Here is a 17,994-nt window from a genome sequence, read left to right on the forward strand (position 1 = left end):
CTGGTTGATCAGGCCGGCGTTCAGGTCGGCGTCGATCGCCATCTGCTTGCCCGGCAAGGCGTCCAGCGTAAAGCGCGCCGACACTTCCGAGATCCGCTCGGCGCCCTTGGTCACCACCGCGAAGTTGATGATCATCAGGATCACGAACACCACGATACCGACCACGAAATTGCCGCCGATGACCACGTTACCGAAGGCCTCGATGACTTTACCGGCCGCGTCCGCGCCCGTATGGCCGTGCAGCAGCACCACCCGTGTCGAGGCCACGTTCAGCGTCAGCCGCAGCATGGTGGTGGCCAGGATCACGGTCGGGAAGACGGAGAAATCGAGCGGCCGCCTGGCCGAGACGCTGACCAGGATGACGATCAGGGCCAGCACGATATTGAAGGTAAACAGGATATCGAGCAGCACCGGCGGCAGCGGCAGGATGATCATGGCCAGTATCACCAACAGGAACATTGGCGTGGCGAACTTGTGGCGGCGCATCTCGGCAACCAGTCGGTTCAGGAAATTCATGGCGGTACAACCTCGCTCAGATTCGATGGCACGGCCATCTCGGTGGGTAACAGGGGCTGGGCAGCGCGCTGCCCGGACCGGAATGCTTTCAGTTGCAGGATGTAATTCAAGACCTGCGAGACGGCCTGGTACAGCTGCACGGGTATCTGCTGCTGCACCTGGCTGGTGTTGTAGATGGCGCGCGCCAGCGGCGGCAGCTCCAGCGTTTCAATATTGTGTTCTTTTGCCACCTGGCGGATATACAGCGCCATTTCATCGACCCCCTTGGCGACCACGAACGGCGCTTCGGCGCGGTCCTGGTCATACTTGAGCGCCACCGCATAGTGTTCCGGGTTGACGATCACCACGTCGGCGTCCGGCACCGTCTTGCGCACGCTGCGCCGGCCCAGCTGCTGCTGCAGCTGGCGGATGCGCTGGCGCACTTCGGGCCGCCCTTCGCTGCTCTTGTGCTCTTCCTTCACGTCCTGCTTGCTCATGCGCTGATTCTTGGCAAAGAAGAACGCCTGCGCCGGCACGTCGATGATGGCAAACAGGATGAACACGGAAACGAGCGCCATCAGGCCGTCGAGCATCAGGGCCGAGCCATCGATCATGGCCTGCTGCAGCGGCCGGTGCTGCAGGTCCACGTACTGCGACAGGCTGGAGCGGCTGACATGCACCAGCACCATGCCCAGCACCACCGCCTTGGCGATCGAGATGCCGAACTCGAAACCATGCTTCGGGCTGACCAGCCGGCCCAGGTTTTTTGCGGGACTGAGGCGTTCCATCTTCGGCGCCCAGTTCTTGGTGCTGATCACCCAGCCGCCGGGAATCAGCGAGCCCAGCACGACAAAGAACGGCACGCAGAACAGCGGCACGATCATCTTGATCAACAGCCCCATCGAGGTGGCAAACGCGCTCGACATGGCGTTGTCGAGCGCGCCAGTACTGTCGAGCGGCATGAACGACAGCGCGAACAGTTCGCGGAACGACTCCAGATAGCCGGGCAGCAGATACACGAACAGCTTCAGGCTGATCAGGATGCCGAGCGCGGTCGACAGGTCGCGCGAGCGCACCACCTGCCCTTCCTGGCGCGATTTCTTCAGCTTCTGCTGTGACGCCTTTTCTGTCTTGTCGCCCGAGCTATTGTCAGCCATGGGCCACCCGCATCTGTTCGGCGATCATGTCGAGCACGCGGTTGGTCATGGCGACATAGTGTTCCGGAATGAATTTCACGATCTGCACCAGCATCAGCAGGCCGAACACGGTAATCATGGAAAAGCCCAGCGAAAACAGGTTCAGCGACGGCGCCACGCGGTTCAGGAAACCAAAGCCCAGCTGCACCACCATGGTCGAAAACACGATCGGCAAGGCCAGCAGCATGGCGGCGGCAAAAATCCACGACACGTTGTACGCCACCGTCTGCAGCAGCAGCGGGCCGTAGCCCTGCCCCACCGGCCAGGCCTTGAAGCTGGCGCCGACCACGCCGGTCAGCACCAGGTGGCCGTCAATCGCAAAGAACACGATCATGCACAGGATGGTCAGCAAACCCGAAATCACGTCCGACGAGGTGCCGTTCAACGGATCGTTCATCACGGCCATCGAAAAGCCCACCTGGCTCGATACCAGGAAACCGAGCACCGACATGACCGACATGGCAAAGTGAAACGCCAGCCCGAGGATAAAGCCGATCACGGCCTGCTCCAGCGTGGCGACGATGGCGTACAGCGAAAACGGATCGATCGTCAACAGCTCGCGCGACGCGCCCGAGGCCTGCATCACCGGCAGCATCAGGATCGCCAGGATCAGCGACAGCAGGATACGCACGGTAACCGGCACGGTAGCGTCGCCGATCACGGGCGAGGCGCTCAGCATGGCCAGGATGCGGCAGAATGGCCACCACACGGCCAGCAGGAACGGCAGCACCTGGTTGAGGATCTGATCCATGGCTACACCCTGCTTTCCGCTAGCCGACCAGGGTGGCGGCGCGCTGAAAAATCGACACGCAATAATCCATCAGGTAGCCCGACATCCAGCGCCCGGCCAGGATCAGGGCCAGCAGCGTGACCAGCAGCCTGGGCAGGAAGCTCAGCGTCTGCTCATTGATCTGCGTGGCGGCCTGCACCAGCGCCACGACCAGCCCCATCAGCAAACCGGGCACGACCAGGATCACCACCAGCAGCATGACGATATGCAGCGCTTCGATGACCAGGTCGACGGCAACTTCCGGCGTCAACATTCAATACGCCTGTATGCTGGTGACCAGCGTGTTGACGGTCAGGGTCCAGCCATCGACCAGCACGAACAGCAGCAGCTTGAACGGCAGCGAGATGACCAGCGGCGAGAGCATCATCATGCCCATCGCCATCAGCACCGACGCCACCACCAGGTCGATGATCAGGAACGGAATGAACAGCATGCAGCCGATCTGGAACGCGGTTTTCAGTTCCGACAGCACGAAGGCGGCCAGCTTGACGGTAAAGCTGTGATCCTGCGGCCGCATGGTGGACGGCTCGCCGGCCAGGTGCGCAATCTGCGCCAGCGCCGCCTTGCTGGTCTGCGCCAGCATGAAGCGCGTGACCGGCACTTCGGCCACCTTCAACGCCTGCTGCAGGCCGATCTGGTCGCGGTCATAAGGCAGGAAGGCTTCCTTCCATACCTGCTCGCCGATCGGCCGCATCACCAGCAAGGTGAGGATCAGGGCGATGCCGGTGACGATACGGTTGGGCAAGCCCTGCTGCAGGCCCAGGGCCTGGCGCAGCAGGGACAGCACGATCACGAAGCGGGTAAAGCTGGTCATCATCATGACCATCACGGGCAGCAGGCCCAGCAGGGTCATGATGACCAGGATCTGCATCTTGACCGACAGGTCGGTCTTGGCGCCCGGTACCACGCCGGCCAGCAGATCCTGTGCGCCGGCGCTGCCGCACAGCAGCATCAGCACAGGGGCGGCGCATGCCGCGGCCAGCCAGCCGCGGTGGCGGCCGGGGCCGGTTACCGCCAGCTTCATGCTGTCATCAGGTCGAGATTGAGGCCATCGAGATCGATTACCTTGAGGCCGTAGTTTTCACCGGCCACCACCACTTCGGCGCGGCCGATCGGCGTGCCATTGACCTTGATCACCAGCGGCTCGCCGGCCAGCATGTCGAGTTCGAGCACGCTGTCCGGACCGATCGCCATCAGCTCTTCGAGCGAAATGCGGGCCGAACCGACTTCCAGGGTCAGGGTGACGGGAATCTTGCGCATCATCTGCGGAATGTCGCGCCGCGTGCGCGTGCTGGTGACATCGCTGACGTCGCCCTGGTCGATGATCATCTCGTCGCCCAGGTCTTCCAGCAAGGTGTCGCTCTGGTTGGTATCGGTCATATTCATATTATTCAACATCTTCAAATGAGGTTAAGCAGAGCTTGCCCTTGTGCTCGGACACGGCAGCGGTAAACAGGCGCGAATCGTCGAGCATCACATCGGTACGGCTGAGGCTGACGGGAATCACGTCGCCCACGCGCAGGTCGAACAGGGCGCCCAGCTGCACCTGCTTGCTGACCAGCCGCCCTTCCAGCGTGACTTGCAAGCGCGACGCCAGCGGCCGCACGCTGCGCAGCGCCTTCTTGGCCTGCGCGCGTTCGGGCAGCAGGCCGCGCAGCACGTCGGCCATCAGCGCCTTGTCGAGCGAAAACCAGACCTGCCCATTGATGCCGGCCTCGACATCGCTGAGCGTGACGGTGACGATCCAGCTGCCGCGCGCCGGACGCACGCCCGGCTGCACCGCCAGCGCGGCGGCCGGATCGATGCTGCTCGATTTGCCGACGGCCTGCAGGTTGTTGTGGATGCGCGAGAACAGGCTGGCGATCAGTTGTTGTCCCAGAACCACAGCCAGGCGCTCTTCCGTGGCCGTCACGCGCACCTGGGCCGGATCGACCGGAACGGCCTTGGCGTTGGCGCTGCCGTAGCGATAGTTCAGTACCGACAGCAGGATCTGGCGCTGCAGCGAAAAGCCGGCCTGGCCGGCAGGCGAGGCAAAACCGAGCCAGCGGTTGCTGCTGTCTTCGTTGTCCACGCGCGACAGCGTGACGTCATCGATCTGGAAATTGCCCCAGTAGCGGCGGGCCATGGGCAGGCGCAGCCCGGTCGCCAGATCCTCGCGCAACTGGGCGCCGAACACGTGCAGCAAGTGGACAGGACGCCCAAGCAGACAGGAATCGAGGACTTGATGGCGCAAAGTTTGATCTGTCTTGGTAGTTATCATGTGGGTCATGTCGGTATTGCGAAGGCAGAGCAGATTATACGGGATCGCCTGAACTTGCATACAGCCGATATTTTGTCGCTGCCTGCGCAACGCAACCATCAAACAGGAAGTGCCGTGCAAGCGCAGGTGGCAAGGCAATGGCAAACGATTGCGCCTTTTTCATTATCTTAGTTCTCCATGGTGCTGCACGATACAGGAAATCACCGAATATTGCCATGTGTCAATATTAGCCGTGGCAATCCGTCCTTTACTTTATAGTTGCCGCGAGGTAAGCTTGCGCCCATAAAATATCGCTTTGCAGTGCGCCATTCCACCTCCCTTATTCCAGTTTTGATGGCAGTGATTTGTTTGTTATTACCGCCGCAAGAAACTTTTATCGGTTGCATATTATCGACATGGCCATGCAGACATATTGCAATTCGACAGTGTGGGTTTGCTTGAAAATCGTTCTCGCATATGCGTGGCGTGGCAACTGATAAAACTGATGGGTCCGAATGGCAGGATGACATGCGGACCAGGCGACATGGCAACACCAGTAATTCTGATTGATACCGCACCGCATTTACATTAGAGGGCAAGATGAGCAACGAACTCGCAGGTTTGATCAAGGCCGACCTGGCTGCATTAAGCAACGATGCGCGCGCCCTGGGCAGCAGCATTGCCCCGGCCGCCAACTTCGGCACGCAGGAAGGCCCCGGCTTTTCGTTTGCGCAGAGCATGCAGGACGCGTTTGGCAAGATCAACGCCAATGACAACCTGGCCGCGCAAAAAATGAGCGATGTCGACAGCGGCAAGAGCGACGACCTGGTCGGCGCCATGCTGGCCAGCCAGGAAGCGAGCCTGTCCTTCTCCATGTTGATGCAGGTGCGAAACAAGGTGATGGGCGCCGTCGATGAACTGATCAAGCTGCCTCTGTAATTTGTCCTCGCCCCACGCTTATCTCCACGTCCAGTCCCGAAGCGAAAGTCATTCCACGTGATTACCCCCATGAAGTCCGCCTTTGCGCGCTGGCGCGCTGGCGCCCAGCCCGCCATTCCACCGGCCCTGCTGAAGAACCTGATACCCATCGTTGTGCTCGCCATCGGCATCACCGCCCTGGTGATGATGTATTTCTGGCGCGACCAGGCCAACTACAAGCCGGTGTTCGGCGCGCGCGAGAAAGTGGCGGTCACCGACATGATGGCCACGCTGGACGCCGAACACATCCCCTACCGCCTGCATCCGGACAGCGGCCAGGTGCTGGTGCCCGATGCGATGCTGGGCAAGGTGCGCATGCTGCTGGCGTCGAAAGGCGTGACGGCGCAGTTGCCGGCCGGCCTGGAGCTGATGGACAAGAACGACCCGCTGGGCGTGTCGCAGTTCGTGCAGGACGTGCGCTTCCGCCGCGGCCTGGAAGGCGAGCTGGCGCAAAGCATCATGACCATGGATGCGATCGCCTCGGCGCGCGTGCATCTGTCGATCGCCAAATCGACCTCGTTCGTGGCCAGCGACGGCGACAAATCGTCGGCCTCGATCGTGGTCGCCGTCAAGCCGGGCCGCACGCTGGCGCCGGAACAGATCGCCGCCGTGATCAACATGGTGGCCGGCAGCGTGGCCAGCCTGGCGCCGACACGCGTGAGCCTGGTCGACCAGAGCGGCAACCTGCTGTCCTCGCACGTCGACCTGGCGGACGGCTTCGACGCCTCGGCGGCCGGCAATGAAGGCGCCAAACGCTTCCAGGACGAGATCCGCCGCAACATCATGGGCCTGTTGGGTCCGGTTATCGGCGAAGACAATTTCAAGCTCAGCGTGACGGCCGCGGTCGACAACGACCGGGTCGAGGAAACGCTGGAAAAATATGGCGAAGCGCCGAAAGTGACCAGCGAAGCGATGCGCGAAGAGCAGGAACGCAACCGCACCGTGGCCGGCATTCCTGGCAGCCTGTCGAACCGTCCGCCAGCGGCGGCGATTCCCGGCGCCAATGGCGAGGCCGCCACGGATGGCGCGCCGAAACCGGCCGACGACGGCACCGCGCGCAAGAACGCCACCACGCGCCAGTACGCGTACGACCGCAGCATCACGCAGATCAAGCGCAGCCGCGGCCGGCTGGAAAAAATCAGCGTGGCCGTGGTGCTCAACAGCGCCGCCGCGCCGGACGCCAAGACGGGCTGGACGCCGGCCGAGATGGCAAACATCGAAAAAATGCTGCGCGGCGGGTTGGGCATCAACGCCCAGCGCGGCGACACCCTGAGCCTGACCGCCCTCGCCTTCCCTGCCAGGCAGCCAGTGGCGCAATGGTGGGAAGAACGCGATACGGTGGTCGACTTCAGCAGCTGGCTGCTGTATGCACTGGGCGCCGTGCTCGGTTATTTCCTGATCCTGCGTCCGCTGCTGCGCCTGCTGACCACGCGCCTGGCGCCACCGGAACTGAAAACCATCGATCTGGCCATGGCGCTGGCCGGCAATGGCGTGGCGGCCGGTGGCGCTGCCACCCCTGCCACCGCCGGTGCGGTCGTGCCGGCCGTGGGCGCGAATGGCCTGCCGGCGCTGGAAGGCGCCGCCGTGGCCGCCCCGGGCGGCAGCATGCCGGTGGTGCCGTTGCTGGAAAACTACAATCTGCCGCCGCCTGGCTCGGCGGTCGACGTGATGGTCGACCACCTGAAAGTACTGGCGGAAAAAGAACCCGAGCGTGTCGCCGAAGTCGTCAAACAATGGATGCAGAAAAATGGCCGAACTCAACAACAATAACTTACCCGACGAGCAAGACTACGAGAGCGCCAGCCTGACTCCCGTGGAACAGGCCGCCATCGTGCTGCTGAGCATCGGCGAGGAACAGGCGGCCAATGTGCTGCGCTGCCTGTCGCGCGAAGAATTGCTGGAAGTGACGCAAGTGATGTCGCGCATGAGCGGCATCAAGGTCGAATCCGTCAAGACGGCGATGCAGACGTTCTTTGACGACTACCGCCAGCAGAGCGGCGTGCACGGCGCCTCGCGCAGCTACCTGAAGCGCTCGCTGGACATGGCGCTGGGCAGCGATATCGCCAACAGCGTGCTGAACAATATTTACGGCGACGCGATCCGGCCGAAAATGGCGCGCCTGCAGTGGGCTTCGCCGAAATGGCTGGCCGAATACATCGTCAACGAGCACGTGCAGATGCAGGCCGTGTTCCTGGCGTTCCTGCCGCCGGCGCTGGCCGGCCAGATCCTCGACGCGCTGCCGGTCGAAGGGCGCGACCTGGTGCTGCTGAACCTGGCGCGCCTGGACGAGATCGACCGCGACCTGCTGGTCGAGCTCGATGAGCTGGTGGGCCGCTGCCTGGGCACGCTCGACACGCAGAGCACCAGCGTGGAAGGCATCCGCCAGGCCGCCGAGATCCTCAACCGCATGCCGGGCAACCGCGCCGCGCTGGTCGAACTGCTGCGCGCGCACGATCCGGACGTGGTATCCGAAATCGAACTGAGCATGTACGACTTCCTGATCCTGGCCACGCAGAGCGACGCCACGCTCACGCGCATCCTGGAAGACGTGCCGATGGAACAGTGGGCGATCGCGCTCAAGGGCGCCGAACCGGCGATCCGCGATGCGGTGCTGAAAACCATGCCGCGCCGCCAGGCGCAGAGCTTCGAAGACCTGATGCGCCGCTCCGGCCCCGTGCCGATGTCGCGCATCGAGCAGACGCGCCAGGAAATCATGGCCACCGTCAAGGGCCTGGCCGACGCCGGCGAAATCGAAGTGCAGCTGTTTGCCGAAGCGGTGGTCGAATGAAGCCGTTCCGCACCTACCGTTTTCCGCCGCTGTCGCAGTTCATCGCCGCCGGCCAGCGCGCCAGCTCCGAAGACACGGACGGCCAGTGGCAGGCGTCCGTCTCGGAAGGCTTCGAGCAGGGCCAGCGCGACGGCTATGAAGTGGGCCTGGTGCGCGGCCAGCAGGACGGCTACGACTCGGGCCGCAACGATGGCGTGGTGCAGGGCCGCGAAGAAGGCCGCAACGAAACCCTGGTGGCGCTCGACAAGCTGGCGCGTCCGGTCGACGCGATTCTGCGCGACCTGAAAAAAGTGCGCGCCGACTACCGCGCCGCCCAGCGCAAGGAAGTGGTCGATCTGGTGGCCAAGGTGGCGCGCCAGGTGATCCGCGCCGAACTGGCGCTGCAGCCGGTGCAGCTGCTGGCGCTGGTCGACGAGACGCTGGCGTCGATGCCGCCGACGCGCGAGGAAATCGACGTCTACCTGAATCCGGAAGAATTGAAACGCATCAGCGAACTCGATCCGAAGCGCGCCAAGCGCTGGAACTTGATCGCCGACGCGCGCCTCGACGCTGGCGAATGCCGCATCAAGGCGGGCGACAATGAGGTCGATGCGGGCTGCCATCAGCGCCTGGCCGCCTGCATGGACCAGGTCAGCAGCCACCTGGCGCTGGCCGCCGAACATGCCGACCAGGGCGCGCCTGCATGATCGCCGACACGCTGCGCAGTTTCGAGATCGGCGATATCCCGGTCGCAACGCCGACCGGGCGCCTGGTGGGGGCCTCCGGCCTGCTGCTGGAAAGTGCCGGCTGCCGCTTGCATACGGGACAGCGTTGCCAGATCGAAACTGTCAGCGGCGAATGGCTGGACGCGCAGGTGGTCGGCTTTCGCGAAAAAATTTCCTACCTGATGCCGTTCAAGAAGGCCGCCGGCCTGACCACCGGCGCGCGCGTGCTGCCGCTGCCGGACAAGGCCAGCCTGCAGATCGGCCCGTCGTGGCTGGGCCGCATGGTCAATGGCCTGGGCGAACCGATCGACGACCTGGGCCGCCTCGGCGGCGAGCATGTGCTCGACGTCACGCCGCCGAAAATCAATCCGCTCAAGAAACAGCCGGTGATCGAGCCGCTCGACGTGGGCGTGCGCGCCATCAACAGCATGCTGACCCTGGGCAAGGGCCAGCGCGTGGGCCTGATGGCCGGTTCCGGCGTCGGCAAGAGTGTGCTGCTGGGCCTGATCACGCGCCAGACCGTGGCCGATGTGGTGGTGGTGGGACTGATCGGCGAGCGCGGCCGCGAGGTGCGCGAATTCGTCGAAAAATCGCTCGGCGCCGAAGGGCTGAAAAAAGCCGTGCTGGTGATCGCGCCGGCCGACGAATCGCCGCTGATGCGCATCATGGCGACCGAACTGTGCCATTCGATCGCGGCGCATTTCCGCGACCAGGGCAAGCACGTGCTGCTGTTGGTCGACTCGCTCACGCGCTATGCGATGGCGCTGCGCGAAGTGGCGCTGGCGCTGGGCGAGCCGCCGGCCACGCGCGGCTATCCGCCGTCGGTATTTTCGAATTTGCCGCAGCTGGTGGAAAGCGCCGGCAACGGCGCCCATCCGGAAGGCAGCATGAGCGCCATCTACACCGTGCTGGCCGAAGGCGACGACCAGCAGGACCCGGTGGTCGATACGGCGCGCGCGATTCTCGACGGCCACATCGTGCTCACGCGCGAACTGGCCGAACGGGGCCACTACCCCGCCATCGACGTGGCCGCCTCGATCAGCCGCTGCATGGCGCAAGTGATCCAGCCGGCCCACATGCTGGCGGCGCGCGGCCTGAAGGCGGCCATGGCGCGCCATGCGCGCGTGCGCGACCTGATCCCGCTGGGCGCCTATGTGCCCGGCGCCGATCCGATCACCGACCGCGCGGTGCAGCTGCATCCGCAGATCGAGGCCTTCCTGTGCCAGGGCACCAAGGAAGAAGCACCGATGGCCCCCTGCATCACCCAACTTGAACAGATCATGGCTTAAGCAATCGATGAGCAACTCGCATACCATCCGCAACCTGACCACTCTGGTCGGCCTGCGCAGCACCGAAGTGGAACGCCTGCAAACGGAAATGGCGGCGCAGACGGCCGTGCGCGAGCGCTACCAGAAGAACCTGGAACGCCTGACCAGCCTGTACACCGACAGCGGCCCGAGCGGCGCGCTGCACCTGGCGCTGTCCGTCAATTGCGGCAACTTCAAGCAGTCGGTGATGGAAATGGCGCAGCAGCACCGTACCGACCTGCACCTGCACGAAGCCAATATGGCGGTGTCGCAGCGCGCGCTCAATACGGCCTGGGCCAAGCGCGAAGTGCTGGACCAGGTGTTGACACAAAAGCAGCGGATCGTTGCAACGGAGCAACAACGAATGGATGCGAAGCGGCAGGATGAGCTGGCGACGCAATTCTGGTTCCGCGGGCAGGTAAAATGATGTTTTACAGAAATAATTTCACAACAGCCGATATTTGGTCGCCTTGTCATTGCGTATATCCTGCATGCTAATTTTAGGAGTCTGACATGGCCATTACCACCAACGCTTCGAATACCTACGACCCGACCGCATCGGCGCAGGCGCTGACCGACAAGTACACGGCAGACCTGCAGACCCGCATCACGGAACAGACCAAGGCGGCCACGGCCACTTCGGCCGCGCTGACGAATCTGAAGATGGCCATGACCTCCTTCACCTCCAGCCTGCTGGCCCTGACGGGGACCAAGCCGCTGCTGGTGCAAGGTGCGACCTTCAGCAGTACCGCCGTCGGCAGCGCCACGGCGACCGCCACGGCCGCGGCCGGCACGTATTCGCTGTTCGTGGAAAAAGTGGCTACCAGCAACCAGGTGTCGCTGGGCGGCATCGGCGGCAGCGCGATTCCTGCCAGCGGCGATGGCAACCTGAAGATCAAGCTGGCGAACAATACCGATTTTACGGTCGACCTGAGCAAAGCCAACAGCGATGCCGATCAGACCTTGTCGGCAACGGAAATCGCCGCCGCCATCAATGCGGAACCGAACAACAATGCACGCGTGACCGCTTCCGTGATCACCATCGGCGGCGTGGCCCAGCTGGTGCTGACATCGACGATCAGCGGCGAGGAAGGCGCCATCTCGGTCGACGCCAGCGCGATGGCCGACGGCGACCTGAAAACCGCGCTGGGCGCGGCGCCCAAGCAGCTGGTGGCGGCGCAGGACGCCATTATCTGGATCGGCGGCAAACCGGCCGACCCGAGCGACACCAGCAACCGCGTCAAGCAGTCGTCGAATACCTTCAGCAATATCGACGGCGTGAAGATGACCTTTACCAAGGCGCAGGCCGACGGCGATACGCCGATCACGCTGACCGTCGCGCTCGACACCTCGGCGACCGCCACCAATGCGCAGAGCTTTGTCGACGCCTATAACAAGCTCAAGACCGTGCTCGACGGCCTGACCGATCCCGGCGATCCATCCTCGGGCAAGGCGGCCGGCACGTTTTCAACAGACAGCGGCGTGCGCGTATTGCGCGACCAGCTGGTGCGCACGCTGCGCGAAACGGCCACCGGCGCGCTGGCCACGTTCGGCATCACGGCGCAGCGCAACGGCAGCCTGGCGCTCGACACCGTCAAGCTGGCAGCGGCCGTCAAGGCCAATCCGACCGGCCTGGATAAAGCCATCGGCAACAACTCGGGTGGTGCGCCCAGCGGCATCGCCGGCAAGCTCGACAAGTATGTCGAACTGTGGACCTCCAGCACCGGCCAGCTGGCGCAGCGCGAAACGTCGGTGGCCAAGCTGCAAAAGACACTGACGGAACGCCAGGCCAAGTTCGAAACCGACTACACCACCATGTACAACCGCTACAAGGCGCAATTTACCGAACTGCAGATTCTGCAGGAACGGATGGCGCAAACCACCGATATGTTCGACGCCCTGTTCGGCAACGACAAATCGACCTGACGCTGAGGGACGGCGGTGCTGCCAGCCGCCAGAGCCAGCATTATTAAAGTGAAAGAAGATGATGAACCACGATGCCTACAGTGACTACCACGCCGTCAACCTGGATGCGCAGACTTCGCGCGCCACGCCAGTCGAACTGGTCTTGCTGCTCACCGACGGCTTGCTGGAAGAACTGGCGCGCGCACGCGGACATATCGTGGGCAAACGCTATGAACAAAAAGCGGTCAGCCTGAACAAATGCACGGAAATCATCAATGGCCTGTCGAGCTCGCTCGATTTCGAGCAGGGCGGCGAAGTCGTGGCCAACCTGGGCCGCCTGTATGAATATTGCACCGGCCGCCTGTACCTGGCCGGCGTCAACCTGGACCCTGCCCTGATCGATGAAGTGTCGACCTTGCTGACCACCATCAAGCAGGGCTGGCTGGGCGTCCAGGCCAAGCATGGATAACAGCGCCGTGCTGCTGCAGTTCGCGCGCGACATCCAGGCCGCTGCCGGCAAGCAGGACTGGGCCACGCTCGACATGCTGGACCGCCGCCTGGCGCGCCAGCTCGCGCTGCTGTCCGCACAAGGCGGCGTCAACCCGAACGAGCAGGCAGCGCTGCGCACGCTGCGCGCGGTGCACGCGCGCGCGTTTCAGCTGTGCTCCGATGAAAAGCACAGGCTCGGCCTGCAACTGGGCGAGATCCACTCCATGCAGGAAGGCTGGGTCGCCTACGCGCTGGAAAGCGATATGTATCAAGACGGAAATCAAGCATGAATATCAACTCCAATTTCAAGGGCGCCGGTTTCAGCGCGGCCGATCTGTTCGGCACCTCGGCGCCGCTCGCCGCTGGCCGCGCGCCCGTGCCTGCCACCGCTATGGCCACCGCCCCTGGCGCTGGCGCCACTGCGGCAGCCCTGCCGGCTGCGCTGCCTGGCGCCAAACCTGCCACAGCCCCGGTCCGCTCCGTGTTTGCCGACGCCATGGTTGCCACAGTCCAGGCAGGCAAGCCGGCCACCCGCGTGCCCGCCGGGGAAGACGAGGCTGCTCCGGCATCATCCATTGATGCCACTGCCCTGCCCGCCATGGCTGCGGCATGGCTGGCAGCGCCGGAGCCGGCAGCCGTACCCGGCGCTGCCGCGCCAGCGGCCGTGACGGGCGCACCGGCTGCGGCCAGCACCGATCCGCTGCTGGCGGCCCAGGCGCCGGCCGATGAGGCAGTTGTGCCCGGCATGAACGTCTTGGTCCTGCCGGCTGCCATCCCATTCAATCCCCAGCTGGGCCGGCCGGTCGCGGCGCCGCAACTGGGCCAGCCGCTGGCGGCGGCAGCGCCGGGCGTGCTGCCGGCAGTCGCAGGCGACACCGGACCGGCAGCGCCCGCCGTACGCGCCAAGAGCACCGCGGCTGCCGTGGAAACACCATCGGACACGCCGCTGCCTGCCGCCGCACACCATGCGTCCGACGCCAGCCAGGCCGTCCCCGTGCCCGCCCCAGGCGTGCCGGGCCTGACCGCGGCGGCACCGGAAGCAGCCAGGCCGGACGCGGCGGTAGCGGCCATGACAACTGCTGCGCCCGCCATCGCACGCGCGGCAGCCATGCCGGCCGCCGCCGTGTTGCCAGGCGCGCCGGCCAGGCTTGCGGCCAGGGACACGGCCGCAACTGCGACCGACCCCGCCACGCAGGCCAGGCCAAGCGCGGTACGCCCGCTGCCAGGGCTGGACGCCGCCATCAGCCTGCCAGCCAAGACAGCAGCTGGCGCCGCCGTGTTTGCCCTGCCGCCAGCCGCCGGCACCGACAGCGAACGCAGCGCCGCACCTGCCGCCACCGCGCAGGCCGTCACTTCCGCCAGTCCGGGCCTGGCGGCCGGCACGCCGGTACCGGGCGCCGATACGATCAAGCTCAGCGGTACCGCCCAGCAATGGCAGGAACCGCTGCGCGAAGCGCTGGGCGAGCGCCTGCAGACGCAGATCGGGCGCAACAGCGAACACGCGGTGATCCGCCTCGATCCGCCCATGCTGGGCCGTATCGATATTTCGATCCGCCATACGGCCGGCATGTTGCAGGTCAATTTGTCCGCCTCGAACACGGACGTGCTGCGCCAGTTGCAGGGCATCGGCGAGAACATGCGCAATGACCTGGCGCAGCGCCAGTACACGGACGTGGCCGTCACCATCAGCGCCACGCCGCGCAGTCCGGCGGCCCAGGCGTTTGCCGAAGGCGACGCGCGCGGCCAGCGCCAACCGGGACGCCAGCAGGATGACGCCGAACCGGGGCGCGCCCTGTCCGACGGCACCACGGCCGGCACGCCATACGGCTCCACCTTCGCCATGCATGAGCGGGAATACAACTGATGAATACCAAAGTAAAACTGATCGGCGGCTTCGTGCTGGTGGCCGTGCTGGCTGCCGGTGCGGCCGGCGGCGCCATGTGGTACCTGGCCAGGCCGGTAGCCGGCCATGCCGACGTGGCCGACAGCAAGCCTCCTCCAGCGCCGGCGACCGGCAAGAAGGCGCGCAAGTTCCTCACGCTCGACAAGGTGATCGTGATGCTGCGCCATGCGCCCGGCGACACCGATACCCATTACCTGTCGGCCGACCTGGTGATCGCCACCACCGAGGAAAAGGAAAAGCTGACCAAGGATCACCTGCCGCTGATGCGCTCGATCGCCGTCAGCACCCTGTCCGGCTTTGCGGTGGACAAGGCGCAGAGCATGACGGTGGAGCAGTACGCCGAGCAGATCAACAAGGCGTTCAACCTCAGCTACGAGCGCGAACAGATGGAAAAGCCGTTCACCGAAGTCATGGTCGGCAAGCTGATCATTGAATAAGCCGATGCCAGCTGGCCAGTTCGACTGATGGGAGACACCGTGGCCTATGCAGAGCAGTACCAGGAAGCTTACGGCGCCGGCGAATATGCCGCCGCCGGCGCGGCCGCGGCCGTGCTCAGCGTGGCCGACGAGCAGCGCCACCTGGTTGCCTATGCGCCGCTGGTCAAGCGCATCGTGCGCCAGCTCAATTCGCAGGTATCGGGCGCCATCGACCGCGACGACATGGAGCAGATCGGCCTGATGGGGCTGCTCGAAGCACTGCGCCGCTATGGCGTGCCGGACCAGTCCTTCGGCAGCTATGCCAGCCTGCGCATCCGCGGCGCAATACTCGATGAATTGCGGCGCCAGGACTGGCGGCCGCGCGCGGTACGCCAGGAAAGCCACCGCCTGCGCGACAGCGTGCGCGCGCTGACCCGGCGCCTGGGACGCGAGCCGCTGGAAGCGGAAATCATGGCGGCCCTGAAGCTGACGCCGGAAGCGTACCAGGAGTACCAGCTGGCGGAAAACGCCGAGCTGATCGCCAGCTTCGACGACATCCTGCACGACAGCCTGGGCCAGGCCGACAGCGCGCCCAGCCCCGAGGAGCAGCTGATGGTGCGGCGCAGCCTGGAGCAGGCGCTGCGCGCGCTCGACGAGCGCGAACAGCGGGTGGTGCAGATGTATTACGAATTTGAACTGAGCTACAAGGAAATCGCCGCCGTGCTGGACCTGAGCGACGCCCGCGTCTGCCAGCTCAACAAGATGGCGCTGGGAAAAATGAAGGCCATGCTGCAGGACTAATGAAGCTGGCGACACCTACATCGATGCAGTAAAAATGACGCAGAAAGGCAGTTGACATGGTAATTATCGGTATCTTAATCGTGATGGGATGTGTATTCGGAGGCTTCGCCCTGATGGGCGGCACCGCTCACGCGATCTGGCAGCCGGTCGAGTTGATCATCATTATCGGCGCCGCCGTTGGCGCCCTGGTGCTGGGCAACCCCAAGCATGTGCTGGGCGAAATGCTGCACCAGATGCGCAAGATCGTCACCCACAAGAAGGCGGGTTCGGAATTCCAGCGCCAGTTGCTGCTGCTGATGTACGAACTGCTGCAAACGGCCGCGGGCGGCCTGAAAGCGCTCGACGCCCACGTCGAGGCGCCGCGCGAAAGCGCCCTGTTTCAGCGCTATCCGCTGGTGCTGGAAGAGCCGAAACTGCTGGCCTTTATTGTCGACAACTTCCGTCTGATGGCGATGGGCAAGATCAACGCGCATGAACTCGAAGGCGTGCTGGAGCAGGAACTCGAGGCCATCCACGACGAACTGCTGCAGCCTTCCAAATCCTTGCACAAGATTGCCGAAGCGATGCCGGGCTTCGGCATTCTGGCCGCCGTGCTCGGCATCGTGATGGCCATGAATTCGGTTGCCGACGGCGCCGACGCGGCTGAAATCTCGGAAAAGGTGGGCGCCGCCATGGTCGGTACCTTTATCGGCATTTTCTTCTGCTACGGCGTGCTCGATCCGATGTGCAACATGATGAAGCAGCTGGTCGGCGAAGAAGGCTCGACCATGGAATGCGTGAAAGTGGTGCTGGTCACGCACGTGGCCGGCAAACCGCCGCTGCTGGCAATCGATGCGGGCCGGCGCCTGGTGCAGCTGAACATCAAGCCGAGTTTCGCCCAGCTGGAGAGCTGGATCACGGCGCTGGAAAGCGGCGGCGAAGAAGCAGAGCAAGGCCAAGGCCGGGGAGGCCGCCGTGCTAAAGCCGCATGAGAAACATGAACAGGCCATCATCAAGCGCGCCGCAAAAAAGCACGATGACGATGGCCATGGCGGCGCCTGGAAAGTAGCGTTTGCCGACTTTTGCCTGGCCTTGCTGTCGCTGTTCCTGGTGCTGTGGCTGATGGCCGCCCGCGAGCAGCAGGCGATGAAGGAAATCATGATGGATGCGCTGGCCGGCAGCCGCCAAGGCGAAGGCCAGGGCGTGATGCCGGAACAGAAAGGCGGCCCGCGCGGCAGCCTGATCGACCGCTTTCCGATGCCGCGCAACGGCATGGGCGACACGCGCACGGAAGGCAAGCACGAGCACGAAGGCAAGGCCGGCGCGGCGCAGGCCAAGGAACAGCCGAAAGTCAGCTACCAGACGCCGGACGACCTGATGATGCTGTCGCGCGCGCTTGACAAGCTCAGCGATGAAGCGGGCCTGAAGAGCAACCTGGAATCGGTGGTCACGCCGTATGGCTTGCGCGTGATGTTGCACGATACTGACAAGCAAGGCATGTTCGTGCGCGGCAGCGCCGTGCCGACCGACCGCTTCCGCAAGCTGCTGCGCGAGATGGGCCCGGTGTTTGCGCAGATGGAAAACCAGATGCTGATCGTCGGCCACACCGACTCGCTGCAATACGCCAACACCGGCTATGAAGGCTATTCGAACTGGACCCTGTCGGCCAACCGCGCCATGTCGGCGCGCGCGCAATTGCTCGCCGGCAGCATGAATCCGGAAAGCGTGCTGCAGGTAGTCGGCATGGCTGACCGCGCGCCGCTCGATGTCAAGAACGCCAGCGCCGGCATCAACCGCCGCATTGAACTGTTAATATTGACGCGTGGCCAGGCCGACAGCATCTCCGCCATGTTCGGCATGACGGGACAGAAACAGGGTCCGGCGCCGCACGGCCAGGAAATCGAGGTGGGCGAGCCGGATTCAGCTACACTGCAACGTTTACGTGACAAGCTGGGCCTGCCAGCGAAGAAAGAACGAGCCGACAATGCAAATTAAAGGCAAGGG

General features: G+C 64.1%; 21 protein-coding genes. 14 read left to right on the top strand and 7 right to left on the bottom strand.

The features are described 5' to 3' along the window. The 7 genes from RTQ46_RS21205 to RTQ46_RS21235 all read right to left on the bottom strand — a co-directional run. On the bottom strand, positions 1-516 hold a 516-nt coding region (locus RTQ46_RS21205), incomplete at its 3' end, for an FHIPEP family type III secretion protein (RefSeq protein WP_312439572.1). Next, on the bottom strand, positions 513-1,652 hold the full coding sequence (locus RTQ46_RS21210) for a flagellar type III secretion system protein FlhB (RefSeq protein WP_312439573.1): 1,140 nt from the start codon (positions 1,650-1,652) through the stop codon (positions 513-515). The genes RTQ46_RS21205 and RTQ46_RS21210, both read right to left, overlap by 4 nt. After that, on the bottom strand, positions 1,645-2,442 hold the full coding sequence (locus RTQ46_RS21215) for a flagellar biosynthetic protein FliR (protein ID WP_312439574.1): 798 nt from the start codon (positions 2,440-2,442) through the stop codon (positions 1,645-1,647). Before RTQ46_RS21215 ends, RTQ46_RS21210 begins: the two co-directional genes overlap by 8 nt. A gap of 19 nt (positions 2,443-2,461) precedes the next feature. Further along, the gene (locus RTQ46_RS21220) at positions 2,462-2,734 is read right to left on the bottom strand and encodes a flagellar biosynthetic protein FliQ (protein WP_312439575.1); all 273 of its coding nucleotides are present in this window, start codon (positions 2,732-2,734) and stop codon (positions 2,462-2,464) included. Then, positions 2,735-3,505, bottom strand: coding sequence for a flagellar type III secretion system pore protein FliP (gene fliP / locus RTQ46_RS21225; protein ID WP_312439576.1), 771 nt, complete (start codon positions 3,503-3,505; stop codon positions 2,735-2,737). Then, positions 3,502-3,867: a FliM/FliN family flagellar motor switch protein gene (locus RTQ46_RS21230; protein ID WP_312439577.1), complete on the bottom strand. Its 366-nt coding sequence runs from the start codon at positions 3,865-3,867 to the stop codon at positions 3,502-3,504. Before RTQ46_RS21230 ends, fliP begins: the two co-directional genes overlap by 4 nt. 1 nt (position 3,868) lies before the next feature. Then, a complete protein-coding gene (locus RTQ46_RS21235) occupies positions 3,869-4,714 on the bottom strand; it encodes a FliM/FliN family flagellar motor switch protein (RefSeq protein ID WP_312439578.1) in 846 nt (281 codons plus the stop codon). 606 nt (positions 4,715-5,320) lie between these two features. On the opposite strand from RTQ46_RS21235, the gene RTQ46_RS21240 reads away from it, so the two are divergent. From RTQ46_RS21240 to RTQ46_RS21305, 14 genes are all read left to right on the top strand, one after another. Further along, positions 5,321-5,659, top strand: a complete 339-nt coding sequence (locus RTQ46_RS21240) for a flagellar hook-basal body complex protein FliE (RefSeq protein WP_312439579.1) — start codon at positions 5,321-5,323, stop codon at positions 5,657-5,659. Between the two features lie 69 nt (positions 5,660-5,728). Next, entirely contained in the window at positions 5,729-7,468 is a 1,740-nt protein-coding gene (gene fliF / locus RTQ46_RS21245) for a flagellar basal-body MS-ring/collar protein FliF (protein WP_312439580.1), read from the top strand. Then, positions 7,446-8,486: a flagellar motor switch protein FliG gene (locus RTQ46_RS21250; protein WP_312439581.1), complete on the top strand. Its 1,041-nt coding sequence runs from the start codon at positions 7,446-7,448 to the stop codon at positions 8,484-8,486. Before fliF ends, RTQ46_RS21250 begins: the two co-directional genes overlap by 23 nt. Then, on the top strand, positions 8,483-9,172 hold the full coding sequence (gene fliH / locus RTQ46_RS21255) for a flagellar assembly protein FliH (protein WP_065306498.1): 690 nt from the start codon (positions 8,483-8,485) through the stop codon (positions 9,170-9,172). The genes RTQ46_RS21250 and fliH overlap by 4 nt, the downstream gene beginning before the upstream one ends. Further along, positions 9,169-10,479 carry a flagellar protein export ATPase FliI gene (gene fliI, locus RTQ46_RS21260; protein WP_312439582.1) on the top strand — a complete coding sequence of 437 codons (1,311 nt, stop codon included), beginning with the start codon at positions 9,169-9,171 and terminating at the stop codon, positions 10,477-10,479. Before fliH ends, fliI begins: the two co-directional genes overlap by 4 nt. A gap of 7 nt (positions 10,480-10,486) precedes the next feature. Continuing rightward, positions 10,487-10,924: a flagellar export protein FliJ gene (locus RTQ46_RS21265; RefSeq protein WP_312439583.1), complete on the top strand. Its 438-nt coding sequence runs from the start codon at positions 10,487-10,489 to the stop codon at positions 10,922-10,924. 86 nt (positions 10,925-11,010) lie between these two features. Continuing rightward, complete coding sequence (gene fliD / locus RTQ46_RS21270; RefSeq protein WP_312439584.1) at positions 11,011-12,423, top strand: flagellar filament capping protein FliD; 1,413 nt, start codon at positions 11,011-11,013, stop codon at positions 12,421-12,423. Positions 12,424-12,481: 58 nt separating this feature from the next. Beyond that, positions 12,482-12,871, top strand: coding sequence for a flagellar export chaperone FliS (fliS, locus tag RTQ46_RS21275; protein ID WP_312439585.1), 390 nt, complete (start codon positions 12,482-12,484; stop codon positions 12,869-12,871). Next, positions 12,864-13,181 carry a hypothetical protein gene (locus RTQ46_RS21280; protein ID WP_312439586.1) on the top strand — a complete coding sequence of 106 codons (318 nt, stop codon included), beginning with the start codon at positions 12,864-12,866 and terminating at the stop codon, positions 13,179-13,181. Before fliS ends, RTQ46_RS21280 begins: the two co-directional genes overlap by 8 nt. Continuing rightward, positions 13,178-14,755 (top strand): flagellar hook-length control protein FliK, encoded by a 1,578-nt coding sequence (locus tag RTQ46_RS21285; protein WP_312439587.1) that lies wholly within the window; start codon positions 13,178-13,180, stop codon positions 14,753-14,755. The genes RTQ46_RS21280 and RTQ46_RS21285 overlap by 4 nt, the downstream gene beginning before the upstream one ends. Further along, positions 14,755-15,231, top strand: coding sequence for a flagellar basal body-associated FliL family protein (locus RTQ46_RS21290; protein WP_312439588.1), 477 nt, complete (start codon positions 14,755-14,757; stop codon positions 15,229-15,231). The genes RTQ46_RS21285 and RTQ46_RS21290 overlap by 1 nt, the downstream gene beginning before the upstream one ends. 39 nt (positions 15,232-15,270) lie before the next feature. Next, complete coding sequence (locus tag RTQ46_RS21295) at positions 15,271-16,011, top strand: FliA/WhiG family RNA polymerase sigma factor (protein ID WP_312439589.1); 741 nt, start codon at positions 15,271-15,273, stop codon at positions 16,009-16,011. A gap of 56 nt (positions 16,012-16,067) precedes the next feature. Further along, complete coding sequence (gene motA / locus RTQ46_RS21300) at positions 16,068-16,982, top strand: flagellar motor stator protein MotA (protein ID WP_312439590.1); 915 nt, start codon at positions 16,068-16,070, stop codon at positions 16,980-16,982. After that, positions 16,966-17,985, top strand: a complete 1,020-nt coding sequence (locus RTQ46_RS21305; RefSeq protein WP_312439591.1) for a flagellar motor protein MotB — start codon at positions 16,966-16,968, stop codon at positions 17,983-17,985. The genes motA and RTQ46_RS21305 overlap by 17 nt, the downstream gene beginning before the upstream one ends. Positions 17,986-17,994 lie beyond the last annotated feature (9 nt).

Source organism: Janthinobacterium sp. (assembly GCF_031995485.1).
Classification (GTDB): domain Bacteria; phylum Pseudomonadota; class Gammaproteobacteria; order Burkholderiales; family Burkholderiaceae_D; genus Janthinobacterium.